Below are 13688 nucleotides of genomic sequence, written 5' to 3' on the forward strand. Positions count from 1 at the left end.
CTCCTGCTTGCGCAGGAGCACGCTGTTTTATGGTGTTTTTTCAGGAGAAAGACGATGACCGATCTAACCGGCAAATTCTTCTGGTATGAATTGATGACCAGCGATCCGCAGGCGGCGCTGGCTTTCTATGGCGATGTGGTCGGCTGGACCAACGCGCCCTTTGGCGGTGATCTGGGGGAACCCTATCATGTCGTTTCGGGCAGCGCCGGGCCGCTGGGCGGCGTCATGGCGATCCCGGCCGAGGCGAAGGATTGCGGCATGACGCCCTGGTGGGGCGGCTATGTCGGCTCGGCAGATGTCGATGCGGATGCGGAGCGACTGAGTGCGGCTGGCGGCAAGGTGATGCGGGCGGCGGAGGATATCCCCGGCGTCGGCCGTTTTGCGGTGATGGCCGATCCGGGCGGCGCGGTATTCATGCTGTTGAAGGGTTCCAGCCCCGACGGCATGGATGGTCCGCCGCCGATGGCGCCGGGGCATGTCGGCTGGCATGAACTCTATGCCGGTGATTTCGACAAGGATCTGGCCTTCTATACTGCTCAGTTCGGTTGGGCGAAGGGCGACGCCATGGATATGGGCGAGATGGGCAGCTACCAGCTTGTGTCCCAGACCGGCGGCAACGATTTTCAGGATATGACGGGCGGCATCATGCCGTTGCCCAAGGAAATGCCGCGACCGGCCTGGCTTTTCTACTTCGTCGTCGGCGATATCGATGTCGCGGTGGAGAAGGTTAAGGCGGGCGGCGGCGCGGTGCTGAATGGCCCCATGGAAGTGCCGGGCGGCGGCTGGATCATTCAGGCGACCGATCCGCAGGGCGCGATGTTCGCTCTGGTGGGTATGAAGGGGGCGGCGTGATGGACAAGATCACCCCCTGTCTCTGGTTCGACGGCAATGGGTTGGAGGCGGCGCAATATTATGTGTCCGTCTTTGGCGGATCGATCGACCATGTCAGCTATTATCCGCAGGACAATCCGTCGCCTTCGCCACTGCCGGGTGGCAGTGTGCTGCTGGTCGAATTTACCCTGTTCGGGCAAAGCTATCAGGCGCTGAACGGCGGTCCGCAATTTCAGTTCGATGAGGCGGTGTCATTGTCCGTCGCCTGCGCGGATCAGGCGGAACTGGACCGCTATTTCGATGCGCTGACCGCCGATGGCGGCAAGGATGGGCCGTGCGGATGGGTTACGGACAAATATGGCCTGTGCTGGCAATTGGTGACGCGGCAGATCATGGACAATTACAAGACCGACGACCGCGAGGGGATCGCCCGGATGATGGGCGTGATGATGACCATGCGGAAGCTGGACACCGCCGCGATGCAGGCGGCCTTCGAAGGGAAAGTCGCATGAGCAGCGCAGAACATGAACTGTCGGTGACCTGCCATATCGCCGCGCCGCGCGAGATATGCTGGAAAGTGTGGGTCGACCTGAAGGAGGAATGGTTCTGCCCCAAGCCCTGGCGGGCCGAAGTGATCGAACAGGATTTGCGCCCCGGCGGACGCAGCGCGGTGCAGATGTTCGGTCCCGATGGCGAGGAAACCGGGCCGATGGAGGGCGTGTTTCTGGATGTGGTGCCGAACGCACTGGCGGTGACGACCGATGCTTATGCGTCGGGCTGGGTGCCGCAGACGCCTTTCATCACTGCCATCTGGCGCTTCGACGAGGAAGGGGAAGGAACGCGCTTCACCGCGATCGCGCGCCACTGGGATGCCGAAGCAAAGGCGCGGCATGAGGAAATGGGCTTCCATCCCGGCTGGGACATGATGATGGCGCAGTTCAAGGCGTTGTGCGAGACGTCGGCCGCGAGCGCTTAAACCGCTATCAACCGTCATTGCGAGCGCAGCGAAGCAATCCATGGGTGCGCCAGTGGATAGCTTCGCTGCGCTCGCAATGACGAAGTTTTATTCAGCCTTCGCCACTTCCACGGCATAAATGGCCGGCTTGCCCTCCACATTGGCGCGATAGACCAGCCATTTGCCATCGGGGGTGAAATGCTGGTTGGGTTCCAGCGTATAATCCTGTTTCGACAGGTCGGCGAGCCGCTCGGTCTGCAGGTCGCCGGCCGCGATCAGCTTGTCGCCGTCCAGCGTATCGGGCACGCGGGGGTTGGTGTCGGCGCGGGTATGGAAGAGGCTGATATATTTGCCATCATCATTGCCGTCGCCGGAAAAGAGGCGGTTGTCCGGCGAGGAACTGTAATGATAGCTGCCTTGCCCCTCGCCCAGCCGGTACCAGATGCGCTTGCCGCTCACCACGTCGAGGCTGGCGAGCCAGCGTACGCCCATCGGCTGGATCAGGTCATACCAGATGGTGCGGCCGTCCGGCGCCCAATATTCATGGCCGGCGATTTCGCCCTGAAAGTTGCGCTGATGCACTTTCGTCTTCTGGCTGCCGTCGGTGCGGATGGTCCAGATGCGGTCGACCTTCTGCCATGGGCCTTCATGGCAATAGGATAGCAAGGTCGGGTCGGAGGGCGAGAAAAGGACGTGGTTCAGCCAGTCGTTCGACTGCGTCACCGTCTTCCGCTCGCCGGTGCGGATATCGATGGTGAAGATTTCCATCGGCACCCCGGCGGCGAGCCGCTTTGCCATCCATTGTTCCTTGGCGACGGCGAAGGGCAGGGGCTTTCCATCCGGGCCGTTGGCGGCATAGGTGGGGGAGCCGGTTTTCGGATCGCGATTGCCCTGCGCGGCGATGGCGGCGGGCGGCGGGGCTAGCTCGCGATGGCCGGCCAGCAGCGTATCGTCGGCATTGATGGAAGCGATGCGCCCGCCCGGCAGGTCGGCGATGCGGCGGCGCTTGCCGGTGTCTAGGTCGACCGACCAGATGGTGGAGGCGGCTTCGTTGCCGATCGGGCTCATGCTGTAATAGGCGACGGGCGCGCGGTTGCCGACGAAGAGCAGCCGGTCGATCTTTTCCTTCAGGACCAGCTTCGTCGTCCAGTTGCTGGTGTCGGCAACGCGGATCCCTTCGGGCGTCAGATAGATCATGCGCTTCCCGTCAGGGGTGAACGGGTTATAGTTGAAATAGAGGCCGTAATTGCCGGGGCGATCATCGACGCGGACGATGCGGTGGCCGGTGGTGTCGATCCAGCTGGCTGGTTGAGGTGCCGGCGCCGCCGCGACCAGCAGCGGCAAAACGCCCATCAAAGCCAGCCCTTTTCCACGCATCTTCGTCTCCGCATATCCATTTTATGGAACGTGGTAACGCATGGTGGAAATTTAAGCAATGTGGCGTGCCTCTCGCAAAACCGGATATCTCCGCTTGCCCCGCCACCAATAAAAAAGGGCGCCCGGTTGTCCGGACGCCCTTCCTTCGTGAACGGTGGGAGCCGTATCTTACGCCTTGTAGACCTTGTCCACGGCGGCGCGGAACTTGGCCATGTCGTCGGCGGAACCGACGGTCACGCGCGAAACGTTGGGCCAGATCGGCCAGTTGCGGCCGATCTGTACCTTTTCAGGGGCGGCGAGCAGGGCGGCCTGCATTTCCTTGGCCGGCTTCTTCCAGTTGACCATGAACATGTTCGCCTGGCTGCCGGGCTGCACTTCGATGCCCTTCTTGGTCAGCCATGCGATGGTTTCGTCGCGGTTGGCGATCATTTCATTGCGGCGCGCCTTGATGAGTGCGGCTTCCTTGTAGACCGCATTGCCGCAGTGCATGGCGGTGATGGCGAGGCCGCCGGCCGAGGGGCCGAACAGCGAGATGCGCTTCTGCACTTCGGGATCGGCGAAGGTCAGGCCGAGGCGAACGCCGGCCATGCCGAACAGCTTCGAGAAGGTCCGCATGACAATGATGTCCTTGCGGTTGCCGATCAGCGAAGCGGCGCTGGGCGCTTCGGAGAAGTGGATATAGGCTTCGTCGACCAGCAGCATGGCGTCGGCCGGCTTGTTGTCCAGCAGCCACTTGATGTCGGCCAGCGGCGTGACGGTGCCGGTCGGGTTGTTGGGCGTGCAGATGTAATAGAGGCCGGCGTTCGGGTTGGCGGCCAGCATTGCCTTGACGTCATGACCCTTGCCGATCGCCTGGGGCGCCTTGGCAATGGGGGCCTTCATGTAATCGGCGGTGCGCCAGGCGGATTCGAAGGTCGGGTCGGCCGTCACCAGACCCTTGGTGGGCGAGCAATAGGCTGCAACGATGCTGACCAGCGGGCCGCCCGAACCCGGCCAGGGCATGACCTGCGCTTCGGGGATGCCTTCGACAGCGGCGACGGTGGTGATCAGGTCGCCCTTGTAGTTGTCGGGGTCGTACCAGTTGCCGAACGAGGCGGCTTCGGCAGCGGCCTGAACGCCCGAGGGGAAGGGGCCGGTCCAGCATTCGTTGGAGCCGATGCGCACCGCGCCCTTGACGCCGCGTGCTGCCTGCTGCTGCGCCATGGCGGCGCCACCCAGCAGCGAGCTGGCGGCAACGCCGGCGCCCAACAGCGCGGCGACTTCGCCCAGCTGACGGCGCGAATAGCCGCGCTCGATCAGGTCTTCCTGAGCATCCTTGTTCAGCATCATGGTCATGTCGTCCGTCCCCGTCTGAAAATCGGTTCAAATCACATGGGGGAAGACGAAAGGGCGGCGCATTTCCGCAATGCGCCGCCCTTTCTTTTCTATATTTTTTCTATGTGCCCTGACGTTAGGGCAATCAGGCCTTCCACACCTTGTCGATGGCGGCATTGAAGGCTTCCATTTCCTTCATCGATCCGACCGACACACGCGAGACGTTGGGCCAGATCGGCCAGCTGCGACCGATCTGGACATTCTGCGCCAGCAGCGCCTCCATCATCGGCTTGGCGGGCTTGCCCCAGTCGACCATGAACATGTTCGCATGACTGCCGGGGATGACCTTGATCCCCTTGGCGGTGAGGTGGCTGACTGCCTTTTCACGGGCGGCGTTCATTTCGGCGCGGCGGGCCTTGATCAGCGCAGCCTGCGTGACGGAGGCGGTGCCGCAGGCGACGGCGGTCATCGGCAGCATGCCGGTCACCTGTCCGCCATCATAACGCATCATCTTTTCCATCAGCACCGGCGAGGCAAAGGTCAGGCCAAGGCGCATGCCGGCCATGCCGAACAGCTTGGAGAAGGTGCGCAGGATCAGCACGTCGTCGCGGGTCGCGGCGAGCTTGGCGGCATTGGGGCCGTCGACCCAGTGGATATAGGCTTCATCGACGACCAGAATCGCGTCCTTGGGCTTGTTATTGGCCAGCCATTCGATGTCGGCGATCGGCGTGACGGTGCCGGTCGGGTTGTTGGGCGAACAGATATAATAGACGCCGGCATTGGGATCGGCCGCCAGCATCGCCTTCACATCATGGGCGTAATCGCTGGTCAGCGGCACCTTCGTCACCTTCGCGCCCAGCCAGTCGGCGGTGCGCCAGATGGCTTCATAGGTCGGGTCGGCAGTCACGATGCCGCGCGTGGGGGAGGCATAGGCGACGGCGACGCGGCTGAGCGGATCGGACGAACCGGGCCATGCGACGACGCGATCGGCGGGAATCCCCTCGACCGAGGCGACGGCGTCGAACAGCTTCTGATGCTCATTGTCCGGTTCGTAGCGATTGCCTTCCTTCACCAGCTTGAAGGCGGCTTCGGCCGCGACGGGAAAGGGACCGGTCCAGCATTCATTGGCGCCGATGCGCACCGCGCCGGCGACAGCCTTGGCCGCTTGCTGCGCTGCGGCGCCGGTGACGCGGATGGTGGCGGCTGCTGCGCCCAGCAGGGCGGCGGCCTTTGCCATCTGACGGCGCGAATAGCCCCGTTCGGCGAGATCCTGTTCAAATTCGGTGTCGAGTTGCGTGGCCATGTCCCATGTCTCCCTGCCGGGCCGATAGAGGCCCGTTCGTTCCGTTGAACGATTGTACAGATTGTTCCCGCCATGCAAATAAGCTCTGCTCAACAATATTGCGGCGCGGATGATAGGAAACGCCTTGGAAGTGGGCGCATCAATCTGATAGCGCAACAAATATGCCAAGCTCCCCCGCCGCCGCCGCCCGCCAGATTCTCGTCCGCCTTCAGGAAGTGATGGCCGCGCGCACCAGCGCCCAGGCAAAACTGAACAAGGTGGTGGAGATTATCGGCGAATCGCTGTCGAGCGAGGTCTGCTCCATCTATCTGGTACGGGAGGGCGTGCTGGAGCTGTTCGCGACGCGCGGGCTGAAGCAGGAAGCGGTGCATGTCACCCGCATGGCGATGGGGGAGGGGCTGGTCGGCCTGATCGCCACCAATGTCGAGGTGATGAACCTGGACGAGGCAGCGGCCCATCCCGACTTTTCCTATCGCCCGGAAACGGGGGAGGAACTGTTCCACAGTTTCGCCGGCGTGCCGATCGTGCGGCGGGAACGCGCCATCGGCGTGCTGAGCGTGCAGCATGCCGACCCGCGCAAATATGAAGAGGTCGAGATAGAGGCGTTGCAGACGGTGGCCATGGTGCTGTCCGAACTGATCGCGAACGCTGAACTGGCCGACGATGGCCCGGCCGATGCGCGCGTGGCGGACACCAGCACGACCATGCTGCACGGGCTGCAATTGGTGATGGGCATGGCGCGGGGCCATGCGGTGTTCCATCAGCCGCGCATCCATGTCGAACATACGGTGGCCGAGGATACGGAGGCGGAGCGCGCGCGCGTCATTTCCGCCTTTGCCAAGATGCGCGAACAGATCGACCGGATGACCGGCGCGGCCGAATTCGGCACCGAGGGCGAGCATCAGGAGGTGCTCGAAACCTACAAGATGTTCGCCTATGACGAAGGCTGGATCCGCCGGATCAACGAGGCGATCGACAGCGGCCTGACCGCCGAGGCGGCGATCGAACATGTGCAGCAGCGCACCCGGATGCGCATGCGGCAGATTGACGATGCGCTGTTGCAGGACCGGATGCATGATCTGGAGGATATGGCGAACCGCCTGCTCCGCATCGTGTCCGGCCAGCTGGGCACGGCGGCGACCATGGGCTTGCGGCAGGACGCGATCCTGATCGCGCGCAATCTGGGTCCGGCGGAACTGCTGGAATATGACCGGCGGCGGCTGAAGGGCGTGATTCTGGAGGAAGGATCGCTGACCGCCCATGTCACCATCGTCGCGCGCGCCATGGGCGTGCCGGTGCTGGGCCGGGTGCGCGACGTGCGGCATCAGTTGAATGAGGGCGACCTTATTTTGATGGATGTCGCGGAAAACGCGCTTTTGATCCGTCCCAACGCCGACATGGATGAGGCGTTCGAGAGCAAGCTGCACGTCACCCAGAAGCGCCGGGCCGAATTTGCCGCTATGCGTGATCTGCCTTCGGTGACGACGGACGGGCAGCGGGTGGAGTTGATGGTCAATGCGGGCCTGCGCGAGGATGCGCAGGCGCTGGATATCGTCGGCGCCGACGGCATCGGCCTGTTCCGCACCGAATTCCAGTTTCTGGTGTCGGCCACCCTGCCGCAGCGGGAAAAGCAGCAGCGGCTCTACAAGGATGTGCTGGACGCGGCGGGCGACCGGCCGGTGATCTTCCGCACGGTCGATATCGGCGGCGACAAGGCGCTGCCCTATATGACGCGGGACGGCGACGAGGAACTGGAGGATAATCCGGCGATGGGCTGGCGCGCGCTGCGGCTGGCGCTGGATCGCGACGCGCTGATGAAGGTGCAGGCGCGGGCGCTGCTGGAGGGCAGCGCGGGCAAGGTGCTGAACATCATGTTCCCGATGGTGTCGGAGCCGTGGGAATATGAGCAGGCCCGCGCGCTGGTGGAGCATCAGCGCGAATGGTTGCAGTCGCAGAAAAAGAAACTGCCGATCGCGATCAAATATGGCGCGATGCTGGAAGTGCCGGCTTTGGCGGAAGTGCTGGACATATTGTTGCCGCGCGTCGATTTCCTGTCGATCGGCACCAACGACCTGACCCAGTTTCTGTTCGCCGCCGATCGCGCCCATCCCAAGCTGGCCGAACGCTATGACTGGCTGAGCATCGCGATCCTGCGCTTCCTGGACCGGGTGGTGAAGGCCTGCGTGGCGCATCAGGTGCCCGTCGGCGTGTGCGGCGAAATGGGCGGGCGCACGCTGGAGGCGATGGCGCTGATTGGCCTTGGCATCCGCCGCCTGTCGATCACGCCGGCCTCGGTAGGGCCGGTCAAGGCGATGATCCGGGCGATCGACGCGCAGCAATTGCAGGATCTGATGCGCGAATGGCTGGATGGCGGGGTGACGGACATTCGCACGCCGCTGACCCACTGGGCGACGGAACGGAATATCGAACTGAGCTGAATTGCCGGGACGCGGCGTTGACAAGGCCCGTCCCACAGTGAGACAAGGCGCAGCCCAAAAGGTCGCGGAGCAGCATGGCAGAAGAAAATCAACTGGATACCGGCGCGGATAGCGCGCCGGAAGCGCAGCTCACTACCCCCGGCGCAAAATTGCGTGCGGCGCGGGAGGCGCAGGGTCTTTCGATCCAGGATGTCGCAACCCGTACCCGGATCGCGCAGCGTCAGCTGGAGGCGGTGGAGCGGGACGATTATGCCGCGCTGCCGGGCATTCCCTATGCCGTTGGTTTTGCGCGTGCCTATGCCCGCGCCGTCGATCTGGACGAGGTGGTGATCGCCGCCGAAGTACGTCATGGCGTTCATGCCAGCGATATCGGCGCCAACCGGTACGAAGCGTTCGAGCCGGTCGATCCGGCGCGTGTGCCGCCGCGTCGGCTGGCCTGGGTGGTGGCGGCGATCGTCGTGCTGCTGATCGCGGGCTACACGATCTGGCGCACCCAGTTGCTGACTCCGCCGACCGGTGAGGAAATCGCACAGGAAGAGGCGAAGCCCGCCGCCGCGCGTCCCACCGGCGCCGCGCCGGTTCCGCCCGCTGCCCAGCCGGTCGTCTTCACCGCTGTCGATGATGTGTGGCTGCGCATCTATGACGAGGCCGGCGAACGGCTGAAGGACGGGCTGATGAAGAAGGGCGAGAGTTTCACCCTGCCGCCCGCCGCCAAGGGGCCGATGATCCTGACCGGTCGTCCGCAGGCGCTGTCGGTGACGGTCGGTGGCAAGCCGATCCCGCCGCTGGGCGCGGCGGACCGCACCATCGCCGATGTACCGGTGAACGCCGAGGCGCTGCTGGCGCGGGGGACCGCTCCGGCGGCGGCGCCCGAACCTGCTGCCCCGGCATCGCGCCCGGCTCCGCGCCGGTCGCCCGCCACCGGTACGCCGACGCTGAACAGCCCGGTGCCGCAGGCCGCGCCTGTCGCGCCTGCACCGGGCGGAACCGGGGCGGGCAGCGTTCAGCCGACCGCCGGTTGAACCCGCCGCACGTCGCGCTTTACCGCGGAAAATTACGCCTTATGGTTAAGGCGACAAAGTTAGTCGGGGATCATCATGCGTAACGCCCTTTTTGCCACAACGGCCGTCCTGATGGCGGTCGCCTCACCGGCCATCGCACAGTCGTCTGTCGAAGGTCGGGTGGACCGGCTGGAAAAGGAAATGCGCGCCGTGCAGCGCAAGGTATTCCCGGCCGGTACGCCGCTGGAGGCGGAGATTACGCGCCCCGCCGCGCCGACCGTGACACCGGGTACGCCGTCTGGCACGCCGATTTCGGACCTGACCGCACGGGTCGGGGCGCTGGAATCGCAACTGGCCGCCATGACCGGGCAGACGGAAGAAAATAGCTACAAGCTGCGCCAGCTTGAAGAAGCCTTCAACCGCTACAAGGCGGATACCGACGCGCGCCTGTCGCAGGCAGAAGCCGCGCCCCGGCCCAGCGTGTCCGCGCCGGTCGCCGTCGATCCCGCACCTGCGCCCGTAGCCGCCAAGCCGACAGCGGCGAAGCCCGCCGCGCCCAAGCCGGCGGCGCCCGGCCCGGCCAGCGAAGAGCGCAAGGCGGCGGTCGCCGCGATCGAACGCCCCAGCACATCGGATGCGGCCAGCGACGCCTATAATTACGGTTTCCGCCTGTGGGATGCGAAATTCTATCCCGAAGCGCAGGCCCAGTTGAAGGCGACGGTCGACAAATATGGCAGCAGTTCGGTGGCCAGCAAGGCGCAGAATCTGTTGGGCCGCGCCTATCTGGACGATGGCAAGCCAGCGCTGGCATCGGTTGCCTTCTATGAAAATTACCAGAAGCGCCCGCGCGGCGAACGCGCGCCCGACAGCCTGACCTATCTGGGCGAAGCCCTGATCCAGCTCAAGAAGCCTGCCGACGCCTGCAAGGTCTATGAGGAACTGGAGCAGGTCTATGGCGACAGTCTGTCCTCCAGCCTGCGCGGCATGATGGACAAGGGTCGCGTCAAGGCGAAGTGCAGCTAAACAGCGATAGCGCAGCGCTGACGGCGCGGCTGATTGCGGCGACGCAGGCGTTGGTCGGGCATGATCCGGCGGCGCGCTTTGGCGTCGCCGTGTCGGGTGGGCCGGACAGCATGGCGCTGCTCTTCCTCGCGGCGCAGTCCTTTCCGGGACGGGTGGCGGGGATCACGGTCGATCATCAGTTGCGCCGGGAGTCTGCGCAAGAAGCGGCGATGGTCGCGCGTTGGTGCGCGGACCGGGGGGTCGACCATGCCATATTGGTCCCCGATGCGCCGCTGGAGGGCAATGTACAGGCTTGGGCACGGACGATGCGCTATCGGGTGATCGAGGCCTGGCGCGCGGATCGCGGCATCGACTGGATCATGACCGCGCATCATGCTGACGATCAGATTGAAACCCTGTTGATGCGGCTTAACCGAGGCGCGGGGGTCGGCGGGCTGGCGGGGGTGCGTGGCCGCTCCGGGCGGGTGATCCGACCATTGCTGGGCGTGCGCAAGCAGATGCTTCAGGCACTGGCGCAGGCGGAAGGCCTGCCGCATGTCCATGATCCGTCCAATGCCGATCCCCGTTTCGACCGGGCGGCGATGCGTCTGGCACTGGCGGATGCGCACTGGCTCGATCCGGAAGCGGCGGCCCGCAGCGCGGCGGCGCTGGCGGAGGCGGAGACAGCGCTCGACTGGACCGTCGCCATGCTGGCGGCCGATCATATCCGCCCGGATGGGGCAGGCTGGCGTCTGGATCGCACCGACCTGCCACGCGAATATCTGCGTCGATTGCTTTTGCACATGCTGGCACAGGCGGAGGCACCGCCGCCGCGCGGCGACAGTCTCGATCGGGCGATCGCCGAAGCGCTGGCAGGACGACAGGCGAGTCTGGGCGACTGGCTGCTGAAGGGTGGGCTGCACTGGACATTGCGACCGGCGCCGCCGCGCCGCTGATCGAAAATATCGTTACGGAAAGGTTCCACGGGCGACCGCTGAACTCCCACGATTCGCCGCTTTGCTGCGCTGCAATGATATTTTCTTAACCGGCCTTATGGTTAATCGCCCTGCACGGATTGTGGGGAATATCGGAACATGGTGGAATTTGCAGCGCTGACCTATGGTTTGCTGGCCAGCATCATTCTTTCAGCGGCGCAACGGAACCGGAAGCTGGCAAAGCCGCATCCGCCGTTGCTGCTTTATATGGGCTATCTGCTGTGCGGCCTGTCGGCGGGACTGGCGCTGGCGCTGGGCTATGTCGCGCTGACCGGATTGTTCGGGGCCTGATAGCCGTAAAGATGCACATATCGCCGCCGTCGCTTGCGATTTTGCGGGCGTGCCCTATCTTGGCTGGCGAAAGAGAGTGATGATGAACGACGAGAAAGACCCGCAGGGCAATCCCTGGATGAAAAGTGCGATGATCTGGGCTGGCGTGATCGTCGCCCTGTTGTTGTTCGTATCGCTGTTCGAAACGCGCACGGCTTCCACGGCCGGCTCGGGCGTCGCTTATTCCGAATTCCGTTCGAAGGTGCAGGAAGGCCAGGTCAAGGACGTGGCCATCGCTGCTGACAAGATCAGCGGCACGCTCACCAGCGGACAGAAATTCACCACCATCCCGGTCAATGATCCGGGCCTGACCAAGATGCTGGATGACTATAACGTCAAATATAGCGGTCAGGCCGAAGAACAGCCCAGCTTCTGGCAATATCTGCTGTTCCAGTCGCTGCCGTTCCTGCTGATCCTGGGCATCGCTTTCTTCGTGCTGCGCCAGATGCAGAAGGGCGGCGGCGCCGGTGGCGCGATGGGCTTTGGCAAGTCCAAGGCGAAGCTGCTGACCGAAAAGCATGGCAAAGTGACGTTCGATGACGTCGCCGGCATCGACGAAGCACGCGAGGAATTGCAGGAAATCGTCGAGTTCCTGAAGGACCCGAGCAAGTTCGCGCGTCTGGGCGGCAAGATTCCCAAGGGCGCGCTGCTGGTCGGTTCGCCCGGCACCGGCAAGACGCTGCTGGCCCGTGCGATTGCGGGCGAAGCGGGTGTGCCCTTCTTCACCATTTCGGGTTCCGACTTTGTCGAAATGTTCGTCGGCGTCGGCGCCAGCCGCGTGCGCGACATGTTCGAACAGGCCAAGAAGAACGCGCCGTGCATCGTCTTCATCGACGAAATCGACGCGGTCGGCCGCCATCGTGGCGCGGGCCTGGGCAACGGCAATGACGAGCGCGAACAGACGCTGAACCAGCTTCTGGTCGAAATGGACGGTTTCGAGGCCAACGAAGGCATCATCATCGTCGCGGCGACCAACCGCCCCGACGTGCTGGACCCTGCTTTGCTGCGTCCGGGCCGTTTCGACCGTCAGGTCGTGGTGCCCCGTCCCGACATCGAGGGTCGCGAGAAGATTCTCGCCGTCCATATGAAGAAGGTGCCGCTGGCGCCCGACGTCAACCCGCGCACCATCGCGCGCGGTACGCCGGGCTTCTCGGGCGCTGACCTTGCCAACCTGGTCAACGAAGCTGCCTTGACGGCGGCGCGGCGTGGCAAGCGGCTGGTCGCGATGGACGAGTTCGAATCGGCCAAGGACAAGGTGATGATGGGCGCGGAACGCCGCTCCATGGTCATGACCGACGACGAGAAGAAGATGACCGCCTATCATGAGGCTGGCCATGCCATCGTGTCGGTCCACGAACCCGCGTCCGACCCGATTCACAAGGCGACGATCATCCCGCGCGGCCGCGCGCTGGGCATGGTGATGCGCCTGCCGGAGCGGGACAGCTACAGCTATCATCGCGACAAGATGCACGCGAACATGGCTGTCGCCATGGGTGGCCGCGTGGCCGAGGAAATCATCTTCGGATACGACAAGGTTTCGTCGGGTGCGTCGGGCGATATCCAGTACGCCACCAAACTGGCGCGCGACATGGTCACGCAATGGGGCATGTCCGACAAGCTGGGTCCGCTGCAATATGAAGAGCAGCAGGGCGAAACCTTCCTCGGCTATTCGCAGAGCCAGCGCGTCCATATGTCGGACGAGACGGCGAAGCTGATCGACGCCGAAATCCGCGCTCTGGTGGAGCAGGGCTATGCCCGCGCCCAGGAATTGCTCAAGGGTCATGAGGACCAGCTGCACCTGCTCGCCAACGCCATGCTGGAATATGAGACGCTGTCGGGCGAGGAGATCAAGACCCTGCTCGACAAGGGCGAGATCACCCGCGACGATGGCACCACGATCAAGCCTTCGGTGATCCCGGCAGCAGGCTCCTCCATCCCCCGCACGCGCAAGCGCAACGGACCGTTCGGTGAGGCTTCGCCCGCAGGCGCATAAGGCGCAGGACAGGTGAATGAAAAAAGGGGCGTGGCCGTGATGGCCGCGCCCCTTTTTTCGTTTCGTGCCATTGCGTTGCGAGGGCGGGGGGATCAGAAGCAGAGTCTGATACAGGAAAATTCAGGGGAGATATCTTGGCCCATTCCCGC

Annotated in this window: 12 protein-coding genes; 9 read left to right on the forward strand and 3 right to left on the reverse strand. The window is 64.0% G+C overall.

Going from position 1 to position 13688, the window contains the following annotated elements; translation table 11 throughout:
• The first annotated feature begins 54 nt into the window (after positions 1–54).
• Genes BMY84_RS03275 through BMY84_RS03285 form a run of 3 tightly spaced genes read left to right on the forward strand, consistent with a single transcriptional unit; the run spans position 55 to position 1807 of the window.
• Positions 55–852: a VOC family protein gene (locus tag BMY84_RS03275; RefSeq protein ID WP_093080501.1), complete on the forward strand. Its 798-nt coding sequence runs from the start codon at positions 55–57 to the stop codon at positions 850–852.
• Positions 852–1343: a VOC family protein gene (locus BMY84_RS03280; RefSeq protein ID WP_093080503.1), complete on the forward strand. Its 492-nt coding sequence runs from the start codon at positions 852–854 to the stop codon at positions 1341–1343. Before BMY84_RS03275 ends, BMY84_RS03280 begins: the two co-directional genes overlap by 1 nt.
• On the forward strand, positions 1340–1807 hold the full coding sequence (locus tag BMY84_RS03285) for an SRPBCC domain-containing protein (RefSeq protein ID WP_093080506.1): 468 nt from the start codon (positions 1340–1342) through the stop codon (positions 1805–1807). The genes BMY84_RS03280 and BMY84_RS03285 overlap by 4 nt, the downstream gene beginning before the upstream one ends.
• A gap of 87 nt (positions 1808–1894) precedes the next feature.
• Here BMY84_RS03285 and BMY84_RS03290 read toward each other — a convergent pair whose 3' ends face one another.
• The 3 genes from BMY84_RS03290 to BMY84_RS03300 form a co-directional block, all read right to left on the reverse strand.
• Positions 1895–3163 (reverse strand): oligogalacturonate lyase family protein, encoded by a 1269-nt coding sequence (locus BMY84_RS03290; RefSeq protein WP_256215027.1) that lies wholly within the window; start codon positions 3161–3163, stop codon positions 1895–1897.
• A gap of 168 nt (positions 3164–3331) precedes the next feature.
• Positions 3332–4498 carry a pyridoxal phosphate-dependent aminotransferase gene (locus BMY84_RS03295; RefSeq protein ID WP_093080508.1) on the reverse strand — a complete coding sequence of 389 codons (1167 nt, stop codon included), beginning with the start codon at positions 4496–4498 and terminating at the stop codon, positions 3332–3334.
• 124 nt (positions 4499–4622) lie between these two features.
• A complete protein-coding gene (locus tag BMY84_RS03300) occupies positions 4623–5780 on the reverse strand; it encodes a pyridoxal phosphate-dependent aminotransferase (protein WP_093080511.1) in 1158 nt (385 codons plus the stop codon).
• 161 nt (positions 5781–5941) lie between these two features.
• Between BMY84_RS03300 and ptsP the strand changes: the two genes are divergently transcribed.
• From ptsP to ftsH, 6 genes are all read left to right on the forward strand, one after another.
• Entirely contained in the window at positions 5942–8218 is a 2277-nt protein-coding gene (gene ptsP / locus BMY84_RS03305) for a phosphoenolpyruvate--protein phosphotransferase (protein ID WP_093080513.1), read from the forward strand.
• A gap of 74 nt (positions 8219–8292) precedes the next feature.
• Positions 8293–9240, forward strand: a complete 948-nt coding sequence (locus tag BMY84_RS03310; protein WP_093080516.1) for a helix-turn-helix domain-containing protein — start codon at positions 8293–8295, stop codon at positions 9238–9240.
• A gap of 75 nt (positions 9241–9315) precedes the next feature.
• On the forward strand, positions 9316–10242 hold the full coding sequence (locus tag BMY84_RS03315) for a YbgF trimerization domain-containing protein (protein WP_093080519.1): 927 nt from the start codon (positions 9316–9318) through the stop codon (positions 10240–10242).
• Positions 10233–11177 (forward strand): tRNA lysidine(34) synthetase TilS, encoded by a 945-nt coding sequence (gene tilS / locus BMY84_RS03320; RefSeq protein ID WP_093080522.1) that lies wholly within the window; start codon positions 10233–10235, stop codon positions 11175–11177. The genes BMY84_RS03315 and tilS overlap by 10 nt, the downstream gene beginning before the upstream one ends.
• Positions 11178–11315: 138 nt before the next feature.
• On the forward strand, positions 11316–11507 hold the full coding sequence (locus BMY84_RS03325; RefSeq protein WP_093080524.1) for a hypothetical protein: 192 nt from the start codon (positions 11316–11318) through the stop codon (positions 11505–11507).
• An 82-nt stretch (positions 11508–11589) separates the two neighbouring features.
• Positions 11590–13539 carry an ATP-dependent zinc metalloprotease FtsH gene (gene ftsH / locus BMY84_RS03330; RefSeq protein ID WP_093081675.1) on the forward strand — a complete coding sequence of 650 codons (1950 nt, stop codon included), beginning with the start codon at positions 11590–11592 and terminating at the stop codon, positions 13537–13539.
• Positions 13540–13688: the final 149 nt, after the last annotated feature.

Source organism: Sphingobium sp. AP50 (assembly GCF_900109095.1).
Classification (GTDB): domain Bacteria; phylum Pseudomonadota; class Alphaproteobacteria; order Sphingomonadales; family Sphingomonadaceae; genus Sphingobium.

Excerpts from the sequence above, each read along its gene's own strand:
- BMY84_RS03280 (WP_093080503.1), top strand. The coding sequence starts at position 852 with ATGGACAAGATCACCCCCTGTCTCTGGTTCGACGGCAATGGGTTGGAG.
- BMY84_RS03300 (WP_093080511.1), bottom strand. The coding sequence starts at position 5,780 with ATGGCCACGCAACTCGACACCGAATTTGAACAGGATCTCGCCGAACGG.
- BMY84_RS03315 (WP_093080519.1), top strand. The coding sequence starts at position 9,316 with ATGCGTAACGCCCTTTTTGCCACAACGGCCGTCCTGATGGCGGTCGCC.
- BMY84_RS03310 (WP_093080516.1), top strand. The coding sequence starts at position 8,293 with ATGGCAGAAGAAAATCAACTGGATACCGGCGCGGATAGCGCGCCGGAA.
- BMY84_RS03275 (WP_093080501.1), top strand. The coding sequence starts at position 55 with ATGACCGATCTAACCGGCAAATTCTTCTGGTATGAATTGATGACCAGC.
- ftsH (WP_093081675.1), top strand. The coding sequence starts at position 11,590 with ATGAACGACGAGAAAGACCCGCAGGGCAATCCCTGGATGAAAAGTGCG.
- BMY84_RS03290 (WP_256215027.1), bottom strand. The coding sequence starts at position 3,163 with ATGCGTGGAAAAGGGCTGGCTTTGATGGGCGTTTTGCCGCTGCTGGTC.
- ptsP (WP_093080513.1), top strand. The coding sequence starts at position 5,942 with ATGCCAAGCTCCCCCGCCGCCGCCGCCCGCCAGATTCTCGTCCGCCTT.
- BMY84_RS03325 (WP_093080524.1), top strand. The coding sequence starts at position 11,316 with ATGGTGGAATTTGCAGCGCTGACCTATGGTTTGCTGGCCAGCATCATT.
- BMY84_RS03295 (WP_093080508.1), bottom strand. The coding sequence starts at position 4,498 with ATGACCATGATGCTGAACAAGGATGCTCAGGAAGACCTGATCGAGCGC.
- BMY84_RS03285 (WP_093080506.1), top strand. The coding sequence starts at position 1,340 with ATGAGCAGCGCAGAACATGAACTGTCGGTGACCTGCCATATCGCCGCG.